This is a genomic window from Sphingopyxis sp. Geo25 (assembly GCF_949769135.1).
GTDB lineage: Bacteria > Pseudomonadota > Alphaproteobacteria > Sphingomonadales > Sphingomonadaceae > Sphingopyxis.
This window is the reverse complement of record NZ_CATKOZ010000002.1, coordinates 587,848-608,080: the sequence shown is the minus strand read 5'-3', so window position 1 is coordinate 608,080 and position 20,233 is coordinate 587,848. Positions and strand designations below refer to the sequence as shown.

22 protein-coding genes are annotated in these 20,233 nt (G+C 66.8%); 6 read left to right on the top strand and 16 right to left on the bottom strand.

Annotated features, from left to right (window positions below; genetic code table 11):
• Positions 1–48: 48 nt before the first annotated feature.
• The 5 genes from QOL68_RS10200 to QOL68_RS10180 are packed head-to-tail and all read right to left on the bottom strand — an operon-like array spanning position 49 to position 5,379.
• Positions 49–1,428 carry a serine hydrolase domain-containing protein gene (locus QOL68_RS10200; RefSeq protein ID WP_282948394.1) on the bottom strand — a complete coding sequence of 460 codons (1,380 nt, stop codon included), beginning with the start codon at positions 1,426–1,428 and terminating at the stop codon, positions 49–51.
• Position 1,429: 1 nt separating this feature from the next.
• Complete coding sequence (locus tag QOL68_RS10195) at positions 1,430–1,786, bottom strand: MmcQ/YjbR family DNA-binding protein (protein WP_282948396.1); 357 nt, start codon at positions 1,784–1,786, stop codon at positions 1,430–1,432.
• 2 nt (positions 1,787–1,788) lie between these two features.
• On the bottom strand, positions 1,789–3,108 hold the full coding sequence (locus QOL68_RS10190) for a replication-associated recombination protein A (protein ID WP_282948398.1): 1,320 nt from the start codon (positions 3,106–3,108) through the stop codon (positions 1,789–1,791).
• A 4-nt stretch (positions 3,109–3,112) separates the two neighbouring features.
• The gene (locus tag QOL68_RS10185) at positions 3,113–4,270 is read right to left on the bottom strand and encodes a glycosyltransferase family 4 protein (RefSeq protein WP_282948399.1); all 1,158 of its coding nucleotides are present in this window, start codon (positions 4,268–4,270) and stop codon (positions 3,113–3,115) included.
• Between the two features lie 44 nt (positions 4,271–4,314).
• Positions 4,315–5,379, bottom strand: a complete 1,065-nt coding sequence (locus QOL68_RS10180) for a hypothetical protein (protein WP_282948401.1) — start codon at positions 5,377–5,379, stop codon at positions 4,315–4,317.
• Positions 5,380–5,813: 434 nt separating this feature from the next.
• Between QOL68_RS10180 and QOL68_RS10175 the strand changes: the two genes are divergently transcribed.
• A complete protein-coding gene (locus tag QOL68_RS10175) occupies positions 5,814–6,533 on the top strand; it encodes a COG3904 family protein (RefSeq protein WP_282948403.1) in 720 nt (239 codons plus the stop codon).
• Here QOL68_RS10175 and QOL68_RS10170 read toward each other — a convergent pair.
• From QOL68_RS10170 to QOL68_RS10120, 11 genes are all read right to left on the bottom strand, one after another.
• The gene (locus tag QOL68_RS10170; RefSeq protein ID WP_282948405.1) at positions 6,530–7,468 is read right to left on the bottom strand and encodes a hemolysin family protein; all 939 of its coding nucleotides are present in this window, start codon (positions 7,466–7,468) and stop codon (positions 6,530–6,532) included. The two genes, QOL68_RS10175 and QOL68_RS10170, sit on opposite strands and share 4 nt — an antisense overlap.
• A gap of 18 nt (positions 7,469–7,486) precedes the next feature.
• Positions 7,487–7,993 carry an rRNA maturation RNase YbeY gene (ybeY, locus tag QOL68_RS10165; protein WP_282948407.1) on the bottom strand — a complete coding sequence of 169 codons (507 nt, stop codon included), beginning with the start codon at positions 7,991–7,993 and terminating at the stop codon, positions 7,487–7,489.
• A gap of 51 nt (positions 7,994–8,044) precedes the next feature.
• Entirely contained in the window at positions 8,045–10,090 is a 2,046-nt protein-coding gene (locus tag QOL68_RS10160; RefSeq protein WP_282948409.1) for a transglycosylase domain-containing protein, read from the bottom strand.
• A gap of 11 nt (positions 10,091–10,101) precedes the next feature.
• A complete protein-coding gene (locus QOL68_RS10155) occupies positions 10,102–10,812 on the bottom strand; it encodes a head GIN domain-containing protein (RefSeq protein WP_282948411.1) in 711 nt (236 codons plus the stop codon).
• A gap of 42 nt (positions 10,813–10,854) precedes the next feature.
• Positions 10,855–11,607, bottom strand: coding sequence for a head GIN domain-containing protein (locus tag QOL68_RS10150; RefSeq protein ID WP_282948413.1), 753 nt, complete (start codon positions 11,605–11,607; stop codon positions 10,855–10,857).
• A gap of 61 nt (positions 11,608–11,668) precedes the next feature.
• Positions 11,669–12,319 carry an NrsF family protein gene (locus QOL68_RS10145; protein WP_282948415.1) on the bottom strand — a complete coding sequence of 217 codons (651 nt, stop codon included), beginning with the start codon at positions 12,317–12,319 and terminating at the stop codon, positions 11,669–11,671.
• Between the two features lies 1 nt (position 12,320).
• Entirely contained in the window at positions 12,321–12,842 is a 522-nt protein-coding gene (locus QOL68_RS10140; RefSeq protein WP_282948417.1) for a sigma-70 family RNA polymerase sigma factor, read from the bottom strand.
• Positions 12,839–13,297 carry a DoxX family protein gene (locus tag QOL68_RS10135; RefSeq protein ID WP_282948419.1) on the bottom strand — a complete coding sequence of 153 codons (459 nt, stop codon included), beginning with the start codon at positions 13,295–13,297 and terminating at the stop codon, positions 12,839–12,841. Before QOL68_RS10135 ends, QOL68_RS10140 begins: the two co-directional genes overlap by 4 nt.
• Before the next feature lie 3 nt (positions 13,298–13,300).
• Positions 13,301–13,999: an HvfC/BufC family peptide modification chaperone gene (locus tag QOL68_RS10130; RefSeq protein WP_282948422.1), complete on the bottom strand. Its 699-nt coding sequence runs from the start codon at positions 13,997–13,999 to the stop codon at positions 13,301–13,303.
• Positions 13,992–14,852: an MNIO family bufferin maturase gene (gene bufB, locus QOL68_RS10125; protein WP_282948424.1), complete on the bottom strand. Its 861-nt coding sequence runs from the start codon at positions 14,850–14,852 to the stop codon at positions 13,992–13,994. Before bufB ends, QOL68_RS10130 begins: the two co-directional genes overlap by 8 nt.
• Positions 14,853–14,854: 2 nt before the next feature.
• Complete coding sequence (locus tag QOL68_RS10120) at positions 14,855–15,148, bottom strand: BufA1 family periplasmic bufferin-type metallophore (RefSeq protein WP_282948426.1); 294 nt, start codon at positions 15,146–15,148, stop codon at positions 14,855–14,857.
• Between the two features lie 143 nt (positions 15,149–15,291).
• Between QOL68_RS10120 and QOL68_RS10115 the strand changes: the two genes are divergently transcribed.
• The 5 genes from QOL68_RS10115 (at position 15,292) to QOL68_RS10095 (ending at position 20,212) form a co-directional block, all read left to right on the top strand.
• Positions 15,292–15,768 carry a GreA/GreB family elongation factor gene (locus tag QOL68_RS10115; RefSeq protein ID WP_282948428.1) on the top strand — a complete coding sequence of 159 codons (477 nt, stop codon included), beginning with the start codon at positions 15,292–15,294 and terminating at the stop codon, positions 15,766–15,768.
• On the top strand, positions 15,765–15,944 hold the full coding sequence (locus QOL68_RS10110) for a hypothetical protein (RefSeq protein ID WP_058457294.1): 180 nt from the start codon (positions 15,765–15,767) through the stop codon (positions 15,942–15,944). Before QOL68_RS10115 ends, QOL68_RS10110 begins: the two co-directional genes overlap by 4 nt.
• Before the next feature lie 8 nt (positions 15,945–15,952).
• Entirely contained in the window at positions 15,953–17,125 is a 1,173-nt protein-coding gene (locus tag QOL68_RS10105; RefSeq protein ID WP_282948430.1) for a BaiN/RdsA family NAD(P)/FAD-dependent oxidoreductase, read from the top strand.
• Between the two features lie 66 nt (positions 17,126–17,191).
• Positions 17,192–19,054: a DEAD/DEAH box helicase gene (locus tag QOL68_RS10100; RefSeq protein ID WP_282948432.1), complete on the top strand. Its 1,863-nt coding sequence runs from the start codon at positions 17,192–17,194 to the stop codon at positions 19,052–19,054.
• A 171-nt stretch (positions 19,055–19,225) separates the two neighbouring features.
• Entirely contained in the window at positions 19,226–20,212 is a 987-nt protein-coding gene (locus tag QOL68_RS10095) for a quinone oxidoreductase family protein (protein WP_282948434.1), read from the top strand.
• Positions 20,213–20,233 lie beyond the last annotated feature (21 nt).

The window sequence follows — 20,233 nt, the reverse complement described above, 5'->3', positions numbered from 1 at the left end:
AAACAAGAGTCTAGAGTGGCGTTTTGATTCAATCAAAACCAACGCACTCTAGCGCCTTTGCGACGACGGCGCCTTGTCGTCGGCCGCCACGACCGCAGCGACCAGCTTCGCGATATCGAGCCGTTGCTTGTCATCGTCATAGCCCTGCCGGACGACGATCAGGCGGCGCGACGGAATGACGACCAGATACTGGCCGCGGTTGCCGAACGCGCCGAACGCATCGCCCGGAACACCGGGCGACTTGTTCAGGAGCCAGAAGCCCGCGCCATAGCCGAACGGCCCCTCGGGCTGCGGGCCGCTCGGCGCGGTGACGAAGCCGCGCCAATCCGCGGGCAGCAATCGCGCACCCTGCCACATGCCATCGTCCTGATAGAGCAAACCCAGCCGCGCGAGGTCGCGCGCGCTCGTCCACACCTGGCTCGAGAGGATATAGTCGCCGTTCACGTCATGCTCGGCGAAGGTCCGGGTCATCCCGATGCGGTCGAAGAAGCCATTGGGGTCGAGCGCCTGACCCGCTTTCGCCGCCGCCGCCCTGAGCGAAAGCGTCGCGAGCAGCGTGTCGTTGTTGGCATAGCGATAGCGCGTATTCGGCGGGTTCAGCAGCGGCCATTGTGTCGTCCACTGGCGCACCGATGCCCCGCCCATATAGATGGCATCGCTGCGGTTGCCCGCGGTATCGCTGGTCAGCCCGCTCGCCATGCGCATCAGCTGCTCGGTCGTGATCCGCGCGCGCGGATCGCCCGGCGACTCCCATTCGGCGATCGACGCGGGCGCCCTGACGTCGAACGTCCCGCGCCGCACCGCGTCGCCGATCAGCGTCGCCGCCATCGACTTCGCGACCGAAAATGTCCGTTGCGCCGTGTGAATGTGGTGGCCGGGCGCATAGCGTTCGACGACGATCCGGTCGTCCTTCACAATCAGCAACGAACTCGTCCGCCCGCCAAAGCCTTCGAGGTTGATGACCGCCATGTCATAAGCCGTGTACCCGCGCGGGATCGGCGACCGCGCATTTTTGTCGCCCATCGGCCAGGGACGATCGTCGAGGTTCGGCCGCGCCCGTGAGCCGCCGGACACCGGCAGCGACGTCGCGCCGATCGGCAGCGTCACACAACCGTCGCTTGCGCTCCACACGGCCAAGCGCGGCGGCATGTCGTCACGGTAGCGCACACGGACAATCTTCGCCGCCGGGTCGACGTCGGCCTTGAGCAGGCGGACATCGGCCTCGATCTCGGGATAGATGCCGGTCAGCTCGTCGCGCTCGATCGCGTCCAGCGGCTTGCCCGCGCCGTTCCACAAGGCCGAACAGGTGAAGGCGGCGCGATAGCCCGCCGCCCACGCGCGGTTGATTTCCGCATTCGCGGGCGCCTGCGCGGCCAGCGGGGCGGCCGTCGTTGCAAGCAGCAGACCCAGCGCGAACCGTGCGAACATCTCAGGGCCGCTCGCCGAACGCCGCGCGCTGCGCCTTTTTGGCGCGGTCCCACCAGGCACGGCGGATGACGTCGGCAACGCGCTCGGGATCGGCCGACCCGAAGCGGACGAGGAGCGCGTGCCAGCCTTCATAATGCGGGGTCTGCCAGAAAGTGTCGGGATCGGTTTCAAGCAGGATTTCCTTCTCGTCGGGCTTGCACATCACCGCGAAGCTTCCCGGCTCGCGCCCCGGCGCTGCCAGCGCCCTACCATTGAGCTTCGGGCAGGGGGTGCCATAGAAAGGCAGCATCGCGACCTCGGGCAGCGTACAGGCGAAGGCGACGACATCGTCCCAATCGTCGAAACGCACCCCTGCCATCGTCACCCGCCCCGCTGCTCGCGCCGCCGCTCGTCCCACCAGGCGAGGCGTTCCGCAATCCGCCTTTCGAAGCCGCGGTCGACGGGGCGGTAGAATTCGGCCGGCGGCATCGCGTCGGGCCAGTAATTGTCCCCCGAAAAGCCGCCCGGCGCATCATGATCGTAGCTGTAGCCGGCACCATAGCCCAGATCTTTCATCAACTTGGTCGGGGCGTTGAGGATGTTCGCGGGCGGTGCCAGCGATCCGGTGTCGCGCGCCGCCGCCCACGCCGCCTTTTGCGCCACATAGGCGGCGTTCGACTTGGGCGCGGTCGCGAGGTAGAGACACGCCTGCACGATCGCCAGCTCGCCCTCGGGCGAGCCGAGGAACTGGTACGCATCCTTCGCGGCAAGGCACTGCACCAGCGCCTGCGGATCGGCGAGCCCGATATCCTCGCTCGCGAAGCGCGTCAGGCGGCGAAGGAGGTAGAGCGGTTCCTCGCCCGCAACGAGCATTCGCGCGAGCCAGTAGAGCGATGCCTGCGCGTCCGATCCGCGCAGCGCCTTGTGCAGCGCCGAGATGAGATTATAATGGCCGTCGCGATCCTTGTCATAGACCGGCATCCGGCGATGCAGGAAAGCCGCGAGCTCGCCTGCGTCGAGCGGCTGGTCGATCGCCACCGAAAACAGCGTCTCGACCTGGTTGAGCAGAAAGCGCCCGTCGCCATCGGCGCTCGCGACCAGCGCCGCGCGGGCTTCATCGGTGACCGGCAGCGGCTTCCCCACCTCGGCTTCGGCGCGCGCGACCAGCGTCCCGAGCGCCGCTTCGTCGAGCCGGTTCAGCACCAGCACCTGCGCTCGGCTGAGCAAGGCGGCATTTAGCGCGAAGCTCGGGTTTTCCGTGGTCGCGCCGACAAGCACCACGGTCCCGCGCTCGACATAGGGCAGGAAACCGTCCTGCTGCGCGCGGTTGAAGCGGTGAATCTCGTCGACAAACAAAAGCGTGCGCTTGCCCGCCGCCGCCATCTTCTCCGCATCGGCAAAGGCCTGCCGAAGGTCGGCCACGCCGGAGAAGACCGCCGAGAGCATCGCGAAGCGCATCCCCACCGCCTCGGCGAGCAACCGCGCGATCGTCGTCTTGCCTGTCCCGGGCGGGCCCCACAGGATGATCGACGACAATTGTCCCGCCGCCACCATCCGCCCGATCGCGCCGTCGGGGCCGGTCAGATGTTCCTGCCCGACGACATCGGCCAGCTGGCGCGGGCGAAGCCGCTCGGCGAGCGGCGCGGCGCCCGGAGCTTCCGGCCGCGCGGGCGCATCCTCGCCGAACAGGTCCGCCGCCATGCGATCAGCCCCGCCGCCGCTGTTTCTGGCGGATCAGCCGCAGATAGGTGTCGGCGACCGACTGGTTGATCGCATCCCATTGATAGGCGCCGCTCTCGACCAGCGCCGCCTGCCCGTGCGCGACGCGAAGCTGGGGATCGCGGCAATAGAGTTCGAGATCGTCGGCGAACAGGCCGATCGCGCCCGGCGCGACGAGAAAGCCCGTCTGGCCGTGCTTGACGATGCTCGCACTGCCCGTCGCCCGCGCCGCAACGACGGGCAACCCGCACGCCATCGCCTCCAGTGTCACATTGCCGAAAGTTTCGGTGACCGAGGGGTTGAACAACATGTCGCACGAGGCGAGTGCGCGGGCGAGGTTCTCGCCGCCCTGGAAACCGACGAATTTTGCATCCGGCAAGCGCGATTCGAACCATTCGCCCGCCGGCCCCTCGCCGATCACGACGACCTGATGCGGCACCTTGCGGCGCTCGAGCTGGTCGATCGTGTCGGCGAACACGTCGAGCCCCTTTTCCATCACAAGGCGGCCAAGGAAGGCGATGACCGGCGTGTCGTTGGCGATGCCCCACGACTGGCGCCAGCTCAAGTCGCGGCGCCCCGGATTGAAGGTGTCGCGCTCGACGCCGCGCGTCCAGATGCCGATATCATAGTTCATCCGCTGTTGACGCAGCACCTGCGCGAAGCTTTCCGACGGCGCGATCAGCGCGTCGCACTTGCGATAGAGCTTGCGCAGCCACGCGACGACAAGCGGCTCGAGGAACGAGAGATTATAATAGCGGAAATAGGTTTCGAACCGCGTGTGCACCGAACAGGTGACGGGAATATGCCGCCGCCGCGCCCACGCCGCCGCCTGCCGCGAGACGCGATCGGGGCTGGAGATATGCATGACATTTGGCGCGAATTTGGCGATATCCTCGCGCACCCGCGACGAGAAGGACAAGGGGATGCGATATTCGGCGCGCCCGGGAATCGCGATCGACGGGACGCTGACCAGATCACCGGTCGGTTCGAAATCGGGGTCGGCGACGGTCGGCGAATAGACGCGCACCGCGGCTCCCTTTTCCAGGAGATAGCCGACGAGGCGGTTGAGAGCCTTGTTCGCGCCGTCGACGGTCATGTTGTAATTGCCGCTGAACAGGGCAATGCGCAGGTCGGAAATGTCCATTTCGCCTGCGCTAGTCCTCTCGCCAGTCAAAGGCAACGCCGCGATCAGGCCATGACGCTGTACGGTTCGCCCGGCTTCGACCGGCACATGCGCTTCGACACGCGCGTCTCCTCGCCTTCGATGATGGCGATGTCGGTGATCGCCAGGCATTTGGTGCCGTTGGGTTCGGTGTTGAGGGCAGTGATCGTCGATGATCCGCCGACGCCCTGGCGCGTCGGGCTGGTCCAGTGGGCGGTCGCGCCAACCTCTTCCTTTTTCGTCACCGCAACGGTCGCTTCGGCAGCAACCTTCTGTTCCTTCTCGTCGAGCTGGCACGCGATTTCGGCGACGAGCACGGCGCCCACCAGCCCAGAGATCGCCGTGCCGACGCCTTTTAGGCCCGCGGCGCTGCCGGCGACCCCACCGAGCAGTCCGCCCAGCGCGCCGCCGCGCTTGCGGGCGCGTTTGCATTTGGGATCAGCGTCGCGGCTGGCCTGTTTGGTCTGCGCGTCGCGCTCTTTTCTCTCCTTCGCGGCCTTTGGCGGTACCGGGCCGCTGGCGGCATCGGCCGGAACCGGATAGCCGTTGCATCCGGTGTTGAAGCAGAACCGGTCGGCGAGATAGGCACGGTCGGTCTGATATCGGGCCTCGATCCCGCGATAGGCGGCAAGGTTCGCGCCTTCGGGATCGGAGGCGGCATGCTCGGCCATAATCGCCCGATAGAAGCGATCCTGCGTCGCGGCCGAATAGCGTTTATTGCCGCCAACCTGCGACAGATAGAGCGACGACAAGGCCTGCTGATAGGCGATCATCGCCTCGCGGTAGGGCAGCATCTTCCTGTTGTAATAATCATCGATCGAAAGGGTGCAGCGATTGATCGCGGCCGCCTGATCGAACGGCGCCTTGATCTTCCGGTAATCCTCGCGGCAGTCGGGATAGCTTGCGGTATCGAGCGCCGGGCGCGCCGGCAGATTGGGCAACGGCGGTTCGACGATGGCCGGCGGAACGAACGCCTTGTCGCCCTCGCCCGGACGAGGCTCTCCTTGCCAGGCGCCGGCGACGGCACCGCTCGAAAGCCATATCGAGCCAATGATCGCGAGCAGCGATTTCCCTCGCAGCACAGGCCGCATGCCCTCCCTCCTTGATTGAAAAGGCTAGGGTCAGGACCCATTAATTCCGCGTTCGAGGCGTCGAAATGGCCAAGATATCGGGTTCGGGCGGGTGCAGCGGGTAGCATCGCTACCCGCAAGGCCGCCCGGGCCCGAGATCGAAGCCATTTCGGCGTCCCTGCGGGATTTGACCGATTTTGCCTGTGGCTTCGTCGAAAAGTCTGGAAATATCGACATATTCCTGCGCCTTTTCTCCTCGCCCCAAGCAAAATCGCTTCAAACCTCGATCGCGGAATTAATGGGTCCTGACCCTAATCCCGAATGACCGGAACCACAAGTTCGGTCAATGATGCCGGTCACAGCGGCTGGGGCGCGCCGCCCGTTATTGTCTTGGTGCCGCCGATGGCTTAGCATGATCCTGTGGCCCACAGCCTGGATCGAAAGGGGGTGGTTTCATGCGCCGCTGGATCAAGCCGATTTCCGCTCTGGTCGCCCTCATGGCCTGCGCCGGCGCGACGCCTCCCGGGATGGACCCCGACAATCCGACCTGCCCCGCCAATCCCAACTGGTCGGATTATAAGAAGATGGTGCTGACGCCGTTTGTGCGCAGCGGCGAAAAGGTGCTGCTGGCCGAAGGCCGCGTCGACAGCGAACTTCCCGCGCGGCTCGAAAAGATTCTGACCGACAATCCATCGATCAGCGAAATATGGATCCGGTCGCCGGGCGGAGATGCCCGCGCCGGCAATGCCGCGGGCTTGCTGATCCGCAAGTTCAGCAAGGACCGTCAGATGGTCACCCGAATCCCGTCGGGATGGACGTGTTTCAGTGCCTGCAATTTCGTCTTCATGGGCGGCCGCGCGCGAACGATCGATCCCGGCGGCTATTTCATGGTCCACATGTTCACGATGACCGGCGACAAGAATGCCATTCAGTCGAGCGTCGCATTGGGTACCGAATCGACCACCGAGTTGATCAGCGACGTCGAGCGCGAGGCAGCGCTGATGGCGACGGAGGACAATGACCTGCTGATCCGCCTGGACGTCTCGCGCGACCTGTTGTCCGACATCATGTACCGACAAAAGGCGATCGCGACCGAAAGCGACCGTTCGACGCGCCGATGCCTGACGATTCAGGAAGCGCTGCGATACAATGTGGTGAACGTCCGGCCCGACTAGTCGCCGCCGGTGTCAAGCGGCGGCTCGAGGTCGATCTCGACCGGCGGGTGAAGGCGCAGGCGGTGGACGCGTTTCTCGTCGGCCTCGATCACTTCGATCCGCCAGCCGCTCGGATGCTGCAGAACTTCGCCGACCTCGGGCACATGCCCCGCGAGCACGGCCGAAAGGCCGCCCAGCGTGTCGACATCTTCCTCGACCTCGGCAAGCCGCGGATCGATCGCCTCGCCGATATCGTCGAGTTCGGCGCGCGCGTCGGCGTCCCAGCTGCCATCGTCGTTGCGCACGAAGAGCGCCGTCGGCTCGTCGTCATGCTCGTCCTCAACCTCGCCAACGATCTCCTCGACCAGATCCTCGAACGTGACGAGGCCCTCGGTTCCCGAATATTCGTCGATCACGATCGCCAGATGCGTCCGCTTCGCGCGCATTTCGGCCAGCAGGTCGAGCACGTCCATCGACTGCGGCACATAAAGCGGCTGGCGAATGAGGTCGATCAGCGGCGGCGGCTTCGCGCCCGCTGCGAGCACTGCGAAGACATCCTTGACGTGGATCATCCCGACGACCTCGTCGAGCGTCTCGCGATAGACCGGCAGGCGGCTGTGCCCCGCATCGGCGAAGACCGCGACGACCTCGGCGAACGTAGCGCTTTCAGGGATGGCGATGATCTCGCCGCGCGGGACCGCGACATCGTCGACGGTCTGCTCGCCAAAGTGGAGCAGGTTGCGCACCATCTTGCGCTCGATGAGCGACAGGTCGCCGACGACGCTGCTGCCGCGGCGCTCGTCGCCCTCTTCCTCGGCCTCGTCGATGACCTCTTCGATCTGCTCGCGCAGCGACGGTTCCTTGTCGCCGCCGAATAACAATGTCTTCAATCCGGCCAGCAGGCCGGATCTACTGTCCTCTTCCGATCGGTTCGAAGATCCCTGATCGTCGGGCATGTGCGTCGCTTTTCCCTGTTAGTCCTGATCGGCATATGGATTGGCGATGCCCAGCGATGCAAGCGCTTTCACCTCCAGCGCCTCCATCGCGGCGGCGGCGGCGTCGTCCATATGGTCATAGCCGACGAGATGGAGCGTGCCGTGGACCATCAGGTGCGTCGCATGATCCTCCAGCGAAATTCCCTTCTCCGCCGCCTCGCGCGCGCAGGTTTCGCGCGCGAGGACGATGTCACCGAGCAATATTTCGCCGTCATCGCTGTTGGCGAGCGTTTCGAGCAGGTCGGCCTGGACCTGCGGAAAGGAAAGGACGTTGGTCGGCTTATCCTTGCCGCGAAAGTCGCGGTTGAGCGCATGGACCTCGGCGTCGTCGGTCAGCCGGATCGCGATCTCGACCATCGGCGCCGCGTCGGCAAGCGCGGCATAGGGTGTCAGCGCGAGCGCGGCAGCCGCCGCCTCCCCGCCGCGCATCTCCCAGTCGAGCGCGTCGGGCCAGGGGCGGGCCTCGTGGGTTTCGACGATCAGCATCGCGCCAGCCTATAGCGCCGGTTTCGCCGATGGCAGCAAAATTCCGCGCCCCTACGGCGGCGTTTGCGCCGGCGCGGGCGGCGGCGCCGGTGGCCGGTCGCCGATCGGCAGCTTCAGATCGACCTTCGTTCCGCCGATTTCGGTGCTGATCACCGCATTGCCATCCTTCACCCCGACGCTCGTCTTGTCGTCGATCGGGATCGCGGGGATCTCGGGAATGTCGAGCGGCTGAACCGGCGTGCCGGGATCCTCGGCGCGCGCGGGCGGCGCCTTGCGCGGCACGGCCTGCCCGTTCGCCTGCACCATGAAGTCGCGCCAGATGCGCGCGGGCAGCCCGCCGCCATAAATGCCCTGCAGCGGCGAATTGTCGTCGTTGCCGATCCACACCCCGACGACGAGGCCGTTCGCATAACCGACGAACAGCGCGTCGCGGCTGTCCTGGCTGGTGCCGGTCTTGCCGAAATTGGCCTGCGGCAGCCGCGCCGCGCGGCCGGTGCCGCGATTGACCGCGGCGCGCAGCATCTGTTCGATATCGTCGTGGACGCCCGACGGGAAATGCCTGGGGCCGGTGAACCAGCGCTCGAACCAGCCCGCCTCCTCCTCCTTGAACGCGTGCGGCACGACCGGATAGCTGTTGGCCGCAACCGCGGCATAGGCGGCCGTGAGTTCGAGCAGGGTCATGCTCGACGTGCCGAGCGCAAGGCTCGGGTCACCGCGCGCCAGCGGCGAGGTGACGCCAAGATCGCGCGCCACGCGAATGACCTTGTCGTCGCCTACCTCGCGCAGCAGGCGTACCGCCGCGACATTGCTCGATGTCGCGAACGCGTCCTCCAGCGTGATCGTGTCCGAATAGGCGCCGCCGGCATTCTTCGGCTGGTACGATCCCGTCGTGATCGCGCGATTGTCGATCAGGTCGTCGGGCCGCTTTCCATCCTTCAGCGCGGCGAGATAGACGAACAGCTTGAACGTCGAGCCCGGCTGGCGCCGCGCCTGCGTCACGCGGTTGAAGGACGAGGCGGCATAGTCGCGCCCGCCGACCATCGCGACGACCTCTCCGTTCGGCCGCATCGCGACGAGCGCGACCTGCGCCGTGCCCGGCGCCGCGCGGCTGGTGACGCGCCGCGCGATTCCCTGCAGCCGCGCGTCGAGCGTCGTGCGGATCGTCTGGCGCGAATAGCCGACGTCAGAGAGCCTGCGCGCCTCGGGCAGCGCCCAGTCAGCGAAATAGGTGCCCGTCGGCAGATCGTTGCGCGCGCGAACGTCGATGCGCGGCGCCCGCATCGCCTTCGCCTCGGCCGCTGTGATCGCGCCGGTGTCGACCATCGCATCGACGACGAGCTTCATGCGCTTTGCGGCAAGATCGGGGTTCTTCGTCGGCGCGAGCCGCGACGGTGCCTGCACCAGTCCAGCAAGCATCGCCGCCTGCGCCGGGGTCAGCTTCTCGGGCTGGCGATAGAAATAATGGAGCGATGCCGCGCGCAGTCCATAGGTGTTGTCGCCGAAATAGGCGTTCGAGAGATAGCGTTCGAGGATCTCGTCTTTCGTCAGCCACGCCTCGAGCCAGAAGGCGATCAGCGCCTCGCGCGCCTTGCGCCCAAGCGTCCGCTTCGGGGTCAGGAAGGTGAATTTCGCGAGCTGCTGCGTGATCGTGCTGCCGCCCTGCGTACGCCCGCCGGTGACATTGCTCCACACCGCGCGCCCGACGCTACGCGGATCGACGCCCCAATGACTGTAGAAACGCCGATCCTCGATCGCGAGAAAGGCGCCGGTGACATGCTTGGGGAGCGCGCTGACCTTGACCGGCGCGTCGACGATCGCCCCGGCACGCGCGATCGGCGTGCCGTCGGCGGCGAGCAACGTCACCTCGGGCGGCGCGATCGGTTCGAGCGACTTGGACAGCGGCGCGGTGAGCGCGAGCCAGCCGACGAGGAGAATGAAAGTCACCGCGAAGATCGCGAAGCCGCGCGAAATGCGCCTCGCCCATTTGCGCCGCCGCGTTTCGGGTACGGCCGGAGGCGGCACGCCCTCGACTCCGCCGAGCGAAATCTCGGGCGGACCGGATGGCGCGGGCGGCGCTTTCTTCCGGAAGGGGAACATGGTCGCGCGGATTATTTCGCCGCGCCGCAGGTGACCGATCCGCTGCCGATGTTGCGGACGGTGCAGGTGGGGCGGCCGAGGACGACCGTCTTGCCGATCCCGCGCGAGGTGATCGTGGCGCTCTTGACCGCGCGCAGCACATGGTCGCCCGCGCCCTCACCGTCGGCGATCAGCTCGTCGATCGCGAGCGCCCCGGCGTCGATCCCGCCCGCGCCCGACAGGCTGAGCTGGCCCTGCTTCGCCTTGCCCGCCAGCGTCATCGACCCATTGCCGACCATCACGACGAGCAGCCGGTCGGTCGCGATATTACCGACGGTCAGCCTTCCCGGACCCTGAAGCCCGACCGAAACGCGCGTCCCCTTCAGCCGGTCTATCTGGAGCGAACCCGCGCCCGCGAGGCTCGCCGAGGCAAGGTTCGCCGCATTGACGCGGATCACGACCCCGCCGACCGGACTTTTGCGACTCTCGTCGCCCGCGAATTTCTTCTCGCCGATCACCAGCCGCCCGTCGCGCGTTTCGAGCGTCAGCCGGTCGAGCGCATCGGCGGGGCCCGTCGCGATCGCGCTGACCGGGGCGCGCGTCGCCACCTCGACCGTGAAATCGCCATTGACCTCGATGGTCTCGAAACTGGTGAGGCCATAGCGCTTCTCGGCCGCCGAGGCGGGGCCGGTGGACAGGATGGCAATGGCCGCGATCGCGGCCCAGCGCAGGGTCAGGGTCATGGACAGGCTTTAACCGTTCCGCAGCATCGGTGCCAGCGTGCTTTATTTGCAGGTTGCGGTGCCCGACCCCATCGCCCGCGTCGTGCAATTGGCGCCGCCGCTGATATTGGCGTCGCCCGATCCCAGGATGTTGATGTCGGCCTTGCCGGTCGCCTGCGCGTCGATGTCGCCCGATCCGGCGATCGACGCGTTGATCGTCTGCGCGGCGAGCTTTTCGGCGTCGATGTTGCCCGATCCGGTGATGCTATAGTCACCGCTGGCGACCGTGCCGCCGCCGATTTCGATATCACCCGATCCCGAGATGCTGAGCTTCGCGCTCTTGCCGGTGAGCTTCGCCGCCTTGAGGTCGCCCGATCCGGTGACGATCGCCTCAACCGCGTCGCCGTCGAGCGTGTCGGCATCGATCGATCCCGATCCGGTCAGCCGCGCCGCGACCAGCTTCGGCATCGTCACCTCGATCCGGACGCTGTCGTCGTCGCGGTGCGAGAAGCTGAAACCCGATTTCTTGCGGCCGACCGACAGCATGTCGCCGTCGAGTTCGATTTCCAGTTCGTCGATGATGGCTTTCGGGCCCTTCGCGGTGATCGCGAACGCTTCGCCCTGACGGATCGTAACATCGTCGGGGCCTGCGACCTTGACGCCGGTAAAGCCCTTGAGGTCATAGCTTTGCGTCGTCGCCGGACCGGCATCGACCGTGCGTTTGCCGCCGTCCCGATCGCCCTTGCCCTCATGGCTGCACGCCGTGGTCGCCATCGCAAGGGCCAGCGGCAGCACCGCCATCATCCGGTTTCGCATCGCCAATCTCCTTCGTGTATTATTCACATAACACGGAAGGATGAGGGCTGTCCAGTTCGTCCTACCAGCGCAGCAGCGGCGCGAGTAGCAGGCGGCCGGCAACGCCCCACAGCGGGATGGCAAGCCCGTGCCACATCGCGATGTGGATCATGTCGTTCGACGAGCAGTGGAGCCCGACGGCGGTCGCCCCCGCCGATCCGGCGGCGATCCCGATCACCCAGCCCGCACGCGCGGGCGAGGTCGGCGCGCCGCCCTTGAGCCAGGCAAACAGCGCCGCGCCGACGCCGATCCCGGCGATCAGCCCGTCGATCGTGCAGCGCATCCCAAGTTCGGGGCGCATCGATTCCATTGCGCCATGGGCATCGCCAAAGCCGATGAAGATCGCGCTCAGCGGCAGCGCAAGCGCCGCGAGCCCGGCCCAGCGCCACCCGCTATAGTCGCGCCCGACGGCAGGAAGCCCCATGCGCAGCGCACTCCACGCTGCCGCCATGCCGAGCGCGGCGATCAGCCAGAAGGCGAGCATCGGCAGCGGTGCCATCGCAAGCCCGGCCGACAGGTCGTGCCGCATCCCGAACAGCCAGAGCAGCGCAGCGCCTCCCGCGATCCAGCCCGCCGCGACCCAAAGCCCGCCGCGTAGCACGCGCTGCGGGCGGACGGGCTTCAGACCGGTGGCGAGACCGTCGATCAGCGCGTCGATCGATGCGTCGTTCATCTCATTCACTTTCAATCAATTGCGCGAGCTTCTTCAGCCCGCGATGGATATTCACCTTCACCAGGCTTTCGCTCTGGCCGCATAGTTTCGACGCCTCGGCGATCGAGGCGCCTTCGATTTTCACCAGCGTGATCGCCTGAGCCTGACCCGGGGTCAGGTAGCCGAGCATCCGGTCAATGCTGATCCGCGCATGCACCGCGTCATCCTCCGCGCCGACCGCGGCGTCATTGTCACCAAGCTCGGCCTCGTCGCGCTGGCGGCGCAGCATGTCGATCCAGCGATAGCGCGCGATTGCGGCGAGCCAGGGCAGGAACGGCCGCCCCGAGTCCCATGTCGCCAGCTTGCGGTGCATCGACACGAGCGTTTCCTGCACCAGATCGTCGATCTGGTGCGGCGCGATGCGGCGCGCGAAATAGCGGGCAAGCCATTTCCGGCAATCGCCGAGCAGCGCGCGATAGGCCGCACGATCCCCTCGCTGCGAAGCGGCCATCAGGCGCGCGAGCGAGGGTTCGTCGATGCTCATTGCCGCCGCACCCTAGCAAGCAGCGCGTCGAGCGAAAACAGCCCGCCGCCGCGCACGATCAGGATTGCCGCCATCGCGGCCCACAGCGAATGCACCGGCCACCAGGCGTCGGGGAAGACGAAAATCTGGATGACCATCGTCATCACCAGCAGCGCACCGGCCGAAAAGCGCGTCGCGATACCGAAGAGCAGCAGGATCGGAAAGAAATGCTCGGCGTAGGTGGTGAGCGGCACCGCGATCACCGGGTCGAGCGGCAGCCCTGAAAATTCCGACGCGAACAGGTCATATTGCGACGGGTCGATCTGCAGAAAACTCCCCTCGACCACCTTGGTCTCGCCCGAACGCCAGAAAACCCCGGCGAGCGCCAGGCGGAGCAGGAACAATGCGATCGATTCGGGGATTCGCGACGCGGCGATCTCCACGCCGCGGTCGTAAAAGGCGACAATGCGATTCATCTCTCAAACCTTTTCAAATGCCCCTGCGTCGATCAGCGCCGCGATTGCGGCGCCACCGTCGGGATGCATTTCGGCGAGCGAATCGATCAGGTTACCGAGGGTCGAAATTTCTTTCGCGCGGTCGAGCGCGACATCGTCGGCAGGATGCAGCGCGAACAGCCGCACCTCGGCCTCGGGCCGCGTGACCAGCAGAACCGCGGTGCCGGGCGCGAAAGCGGGGTCGATCAGCGGCGCAGCATCGCTCGCCAGCTTCACGATCCGCGTGGCGGGGTGCAGGCGGACGGTCAGGCCGAGCAGCGCGGCTTCCTCATATCCCGCAAGATCGGCGAGGCGAAGCGGCAGCGCGTCGGCGGCGTTGTAGCTTTCGAGCCACGCCCATTCGACCCGCGCGAGGTCGGCGGCGAGCGGGTCGCCCAGCCAGCCCGCGAAATCGCGGCCGATATCTGGTAACGCGAGGCGTTCGGCGCCGCCGCCCTCGACGAAGGCACGCGACAGGCGATTGAATTCGGCCTCACCGAGATAGTCGCGCGTGCGCGGAAACGTCTCTTCGAGCGCGACGAGCCGCGCGTGCGAGACGGTGTTGGCGTGGACGCGCAGCCCGCGCAGCACGGCATTGTCATCGCCAGCGAACAATCCGGCGGGCAGATGGTCGGGTCCGTGAAGCAGCGTCGCCGCGATCGCCGCCTGCTCGCGCTCAAGCATCGACCGGCTCGATCAGCGCGTCGGCTTTCGCCGCCTCGGCCATCAGGACATCATAATCCGGAACGTCGGTGTCCCATTCGACGAGCACCGGCTTCGGCCCAGCGCGCCGCAGGAAGGTCGCGAGCAAGTCCCAGCAGCGCGGGCGGACAGCCGATCCATGATCGTCGATCGCGATCAGCCCGCCCATCTCGTCGTCCTTCACCGCATGGCCGGCGACATGGATCTCGCCCACCAGTGCGGGGTCGAACGCATCGAGCCAGGGTGCCGGATCGAGCCCGAGGTTGAAGGCCGACACCTCGACATTGTTGATGTCGAGCAGCAGGCGGCAGCCGCTGCGACGGCAGAGTTCGTGGAGGAATTGCGCTTCATCCCAGTCGCTCTCGGCATAAGCGAGATAGCGCGAGGGATTTTCGATGAGGATGCCCCGGCCGAGCCGATCCTGCACGCGGGCCAATTCGCCAACGAAATGATCGAGCGCAGCGTTGGTATAGGGGATGGGCAGCAGGTCGGGGAATTTGTCGTCCGGCCCGTTGCTCCAGCTCAGATGGTCGGAAACCATTGCCGGTTCATAACGGTCGCACAGCGCCGCGAGCGCTTCCAGCTCGTCGGCGTCGACGCCCGACGCCGAGCCCAGCGACAGGCCGACCGAATGGAAACTCAGCGGTATATGCTCCGCAATCGCGGTCAGCCAGCGATGCGGTGGCCCGCCCGCGCCGAAGTAGTTTTGGGGGTGAACTTCGGCCCAGGCGGGCGCCGCCCCCCGCTCCGCCGCATCGAGCACGTCGGCATAGTGCCGGGATCGAAGCCCTATGCCGGCACGCGGCGGCAGCGAGTGGAGCGGGGGAACGGACAAGATCAGCTCTTCTTGGGAACCGGCTTCGCATTGCCCTTGTGCGCGGCCAGCGTGCCGCCCATCTTGACGCAGGTACCCTTCGGGACATTTTTCCAGGCATTGCCCTGATAGTCGACGGTCGAGGTACCGGCGCAGCTGGTGCCCGGACCCGCGGCGCAATCATTCTTGCCCTTGAGCGAAACGCCGTAGCATTTTTCCTTCGCGCCGTCGGCAGCAGCGGCCGGGGCGGCCATCGTGCCGGCGGCCATGGCAAGAACGGCCGAAGCGGCGAGCGACAGTTTGAGTGCATTCGTCATGGTCATTACTCCCTTTAAGAAATGGATGATGCGGGGGATGGCATCGTCCCTGTTTCGCGCGGGATGGCGAACAGGTTACGCCCTGTGCCATCTTGTCGCCACCTTCCTCGCGCAGGGGCGCGCCTAGATCAGGAAAAGAGACGATGAGCGTAGCCTTCCGCCGCGAAAGCGACGACGAGCATAAAGAACCCGAATATGAGCTGCCGATCCCGGCCGGCGCGAACCTCGTGACGCCGCGCGGGCTCCGCCTGCTCGGCGAAGCGGTCGCGCGTCTCGAAGCGGCGATCGCGGCCGAGGGCGAGGAGGAGGCGCGCAAGAAGCTCCAGCGCCAGCTCCGCCACTTCAACACGCGCAAGGCGACCGCCGAGGTGCAGGCGCCCGCCAAGGATACTGTCGTCGGCATCGGCAGCCGCGTTCGCTACACGCTGAACGGCACCGAGCGCGCCGTCACCATCGTCGGTCATGACGAGGCCGATCCGGCCGCTGGGCGCATCGCCTTCACCGCGCCGCTCGGCCGCGCCTTGATGGGCGCCGAAGCCGGTGACATGGTCGCATTCCAGGGCCGCGAGGACGCCATCGAAATCCTCGCCGCTGCCGCCGATCCGGAGGTCATGGCATGAAGGACAAGTTCGAACGCCACAAACAGCCCTGGACCGCCGCCGAGATCGACAAGCTCCACACGCTCGCCAAGAAGGGCATGGCGCTCAAAGCCATCGCGAAGGCGCTGACGCGCAGCGAGGAATCGGTGAAAATCCGCGCCAAGGCGGACGGCCTCCCGATCGCGAAGCTGCGCTAAGGTCCGACATGACAACCTACGACGCCATCGTGCTGGGTGCCGGCGCGGCCGGACTGATGTGCGCCGCGGTCGCTGGCGCACGCGGACGGCGCGTTCTGCTGCTCGATCATGCCGATCAGGTGGGGAAGAAGATCCTCATATCGGGCGGCGGCCGCTGCAACTTCACCAACATCCACACCGCGCCCGACCGTTTCCTTTCGGCGAACCCGCATTTCGCCAAATCGGCGCTCGCGCGCTACACCCCTGCCGATTTCATCGCGCTCGTCGAGCGCCACGGCATCGCCTATCATGAAAAGACGCTCGGCCAGCTTTTCTGCGACGGTTCGGCGAAACAGATCGTCGCGATGCTGCTCGAGGAATGCGCCAAAGCCGGTGTCGAGGTCCGCACCGGTCAGCCGGTGAGCGACGTCACCCATGCCGACGGCAAATTCGCCGTCCGCTTTGGCGAACAGAATTTCACGGCCGCATCGCTCGTCATTGCCACGGGCGGCCCGTCGATCCCGAAGATGGGCGCAACCGGCTTCGCCTATGATCTCGCGCGCCAGTTCGGCCTGAAGGTCGTCGAGCCACGTCCCGCACTGGTTCCGTTGACGCTCGGCGGCGGCGATGTCCTGTTCCGCGAGCTGTCGGGCATCGCCGCGCCGGTCGAAGCGCGTGCTGGCAAGACGGCCTTCCGCGAGGCGGCGCTCTTCACGCACAAGGGCCTGTCGGGCCCTGCGATCCTGCAGATCAGCAGCTATTGGCGTCATGGCGAGTCGGTGACGATCGACTTCCTTCCCGACGCGCCCTCGGGCTGGCTGCTCGATGCCAAGCGCGCCCGCCCGCGCAGCACGCTCCGGACCGCGCTTGGCGCCGCACTGCCCGATCGTCTCGCCGAAACGCTGGCCGAACGCCTTACGCTTCCCGGCGAACTCGCGGCGCAAACCGACCGCAAGCTCGCCGATGCCGAGGCGAAACTTGCGCGCTGGACCTTCCACCCCAACGGCACCGAAGGCTTCGCGAAGGCCGAGGTTACCGTGGGGGGAATCTCGACCGCAAACCTGTCCTCGCAAACAATGATGGCCAAAACTGTCCCGAACCTCTATGCGGTCGGCGAAGCCGTAGATGTCACAGGGTGGTTAGGCGGCTATAATTTTCAATGGGCCTGGGCGAGCGGACACGCTGCCGGACAGGTGATTTAAGCCCATTGAGCCCCTTTCTGTCGCCCTGCCACCGCACCGGTGGCCGCCTATATTATTGAGATAAAAATGCCTTTCGAAAATCTTTCCCCCGTCCTTTCGGACGCCCTTGTCGCGCGCGGATACGAAGCACTCACCCCCGTCCAGACGCAAGTCACCGAATCAGAAGCCAAGGGCCGCGACCTCCTCGTCTCGGCGCAGACCGGCTCGGGCAAGACCGTCGCCTTCGGCCTCGCGATGGCCGACGAGCTGATCGAGGACGGCCGCCTGCCCTTCGCGACATCGCCGCTCGCGCTGATCGTCGCGCCGACGCGCGAACTCGCGCTGCAGGTCAGCCGCGAACTCGGCTGGCTCTATGCCAAGGCGGGAGCGCGCATCGCGACCTGCGTCGGCGGCATGGACGCCAGCAAGGAACGCCGCGCATTGGGTCAGGGCGTCCAGATCGTCGTCGGCACCCCGGGGCGCCTCCGCGATCACCTCGAACGCGGCGCGCTCGACCTCTCGGCGCTCCGCGTCGCGATCCTCGACGAGGCCGACGAAATGCTCGACATGGGCTTTCGCGACGACCTTGAAGAAATTCTCGATGGCACCCCCGAAACGCGCCGCACCTTGCTGTTCTCGGCGACGCTGCCGAAGCCGATCGTCCAGCTCGCCAAGCGGTATCAGCGCGATGCGCTGCGCATCTCGACCGTCGGTGAAGACCGCGGCCATGGCGACATCGCCTATCAGGCTGTAACCGTCGCCCCCGCCGACATCGAGGGCGCGGTCGTCAACCTGCTCCGCCTGCACGATGCCGAAACCGCGATGCTGTTCTGCGCGACGCGCGACAATGTCCGCCGCCTGCACGCCAGCCTGGTCGAGCGCGGCTTCTCCGCGGTTGCCCTGTCGGGCGAGCATAGCCAGAACGAACGCAACCAGGCGCTGCAGGCGCTGCGCGACCGCCGCGCCAAGGTCTGCGTCGCGACCGACGTCGCCGCGCGCGGTATCGACCTGCCGACGCTCAGCCTCGTCATCCATGTCGAAATCCCGCGCGACGCCGAAGCCCTCCAGCACCGGTCGGGCCGCACCGGCCGCGCGGGCAAAAAGGGCACCGCGGTCATCATCGTCCCCTATCCGCGCCGCCGCCGCGTCGACGGCATGCTGCGCGGTGCGCGGATCAACGCCGAGTGGATGGACGCGCCGACCGCCGCCGACGTGCGCCAGCGCGATCAGGAACGGCTGATGGAGAAGCTGCTGACGCCCGTCGAGCATGAGCCCGAGGATATCGAACTGGCGCAGCGCCTGATGGCCGAGCGCACGCCCGAGGATATCGCCGCCTCGCTCGTCCAGGCGCATCGCGCGCTGATGCCACCGCCCGAGGACCTGCTCGACAACGGCTCGCGCGGCCGCGACGGTGCCGGCCGCCCCGAACGTGGCGAGCGCTTCGAGCGTCCGGACCGCGGCAGCGCCGACCGCCGCGAAGGCTTCGAGGACGCCGTGTGGTTCCGCCTCAATATCGGCCGCCACCAGAATGCCGACCCGCGCTGGATCCTCCCCCTGCTCTGCCGCCGCGGCCATGTGAGCAAGAACGAGATCGGCGCGATCCGCATCGGTCCCAAGGAAACGATGTTCAACATCCCGCGCGCCATTGCCGACCGCTTCGCCGAAGCCGTCACGCGCACTGCAAATCAGGACGGCGAGGACGACAGCGGTGTGTCGATCACCCCCGCGCCCGACGGCCCGACCTATCCGCCGCGCCGCGACAAGAGCCCGCGGGAAAAGGGTCCACGCGATGGCGCTCCGCGCAGCACGCTTGGCCGCGCGCCCGGCGGCGACCGCAGCTTCGGCGACCGCGCCGGCCCGCGTGGACCGCGCGGTCCCGGTGGGCCTGGCGGCAACGATCGCTACAAACCCAAGCCCTACGGCCAGCGCAGCCCGCGCCGTTCGAAATAGCCGTCATTGCGACCCCGGCGAAAGCCGGGGGAAGCAATCCAGAGCGGCCCTGCGCAACTCTGGATTGCTTCGTCGCCTTCGATTCCTCGCAATGACGGGGTCGATGAACAACTTGCCCTTGCACTCCCCGCCCCAGCCCACCAGATGGGCCGGACAGCAGGAGAGCGGCGCATGCAGGCGATCGAGGCGTTCATCGAAACGCAGGGCGGACCCGAGGTCATCGACTGGCGCGAGGTCACGCTCGGCGATCCCGGCCCCGGCCAGGTGCTCGTGCGGCAGACCGCGGTCGGCCTGAACTACATCGACATCTATCACCGCGACGGCACTTATCCGGTCGAGCTTCCTAGCGGTCTCGGGCTCGAAGCGGCAGGGGAAGTCATCGCGGTCGGTGCCGACGTTCACGGTTTGAAACCCGGCGACCGCGTTGCGACCTTCGGGCCGCAGCGCAATGCTTATGCGTCAGCACGGCTCGTTCCCGCGGCATCGCTCTTCAAACTCCCGCCCGGCATCGACGACGAGACCGCGGCGGCGGCGCTGCTCAAGGCCGCGACCGTCGAAGCGCTCGTCGAACGCTGCGCCAAGGTCGACGCCGGCTGGCCGGTGCTCGTCCATGCCGCGGCCGGCGGGGTGGGGCTGATCCTCGTGCAATGGCTGAAGGCGATCGGCGCTACCGTCATCGGCACGGTCAGCACCGAAGCCAAGGAACATGCCGCGCGCGAAGCCGGCGCCGACCATGTCATCCGGTACAAGACCGACGACGTCGCCGCGCACGTCCGCGAGATCACCGACGGCCAGGGCGTGCCCGTCACCTTCGACGGGATCGGCATGGCGACCTGGGCAACCTCGCTCAAGGCCACGGCGCGGCGCGGGCTGATCGTGAGCTATGGCAATGCCGGCGGGGCGGTGACGGGGGTCAACCTCGGCGTCCTCGCGCAGCACGGCTCGCAATTCGTCACCCGCCCGACCTTGTTCGATTATTATCTCCATCCCGGCGAGCGCGCCGCCGGCGCGGCGCGCGTGTTCGAGATGGTCGAAAGCGGCGCGGTGAAAATCACGGTCGGGCAGCGCTATTCGCTGCAGGATGCCGCGCGCGCGCACGCCGATCTCGAAGCCGGGCGCACGACCGGGTCGAGCCTGCTGATTCCGGAATACATTTAAATCCCCTCCCGCTTGAGGGAT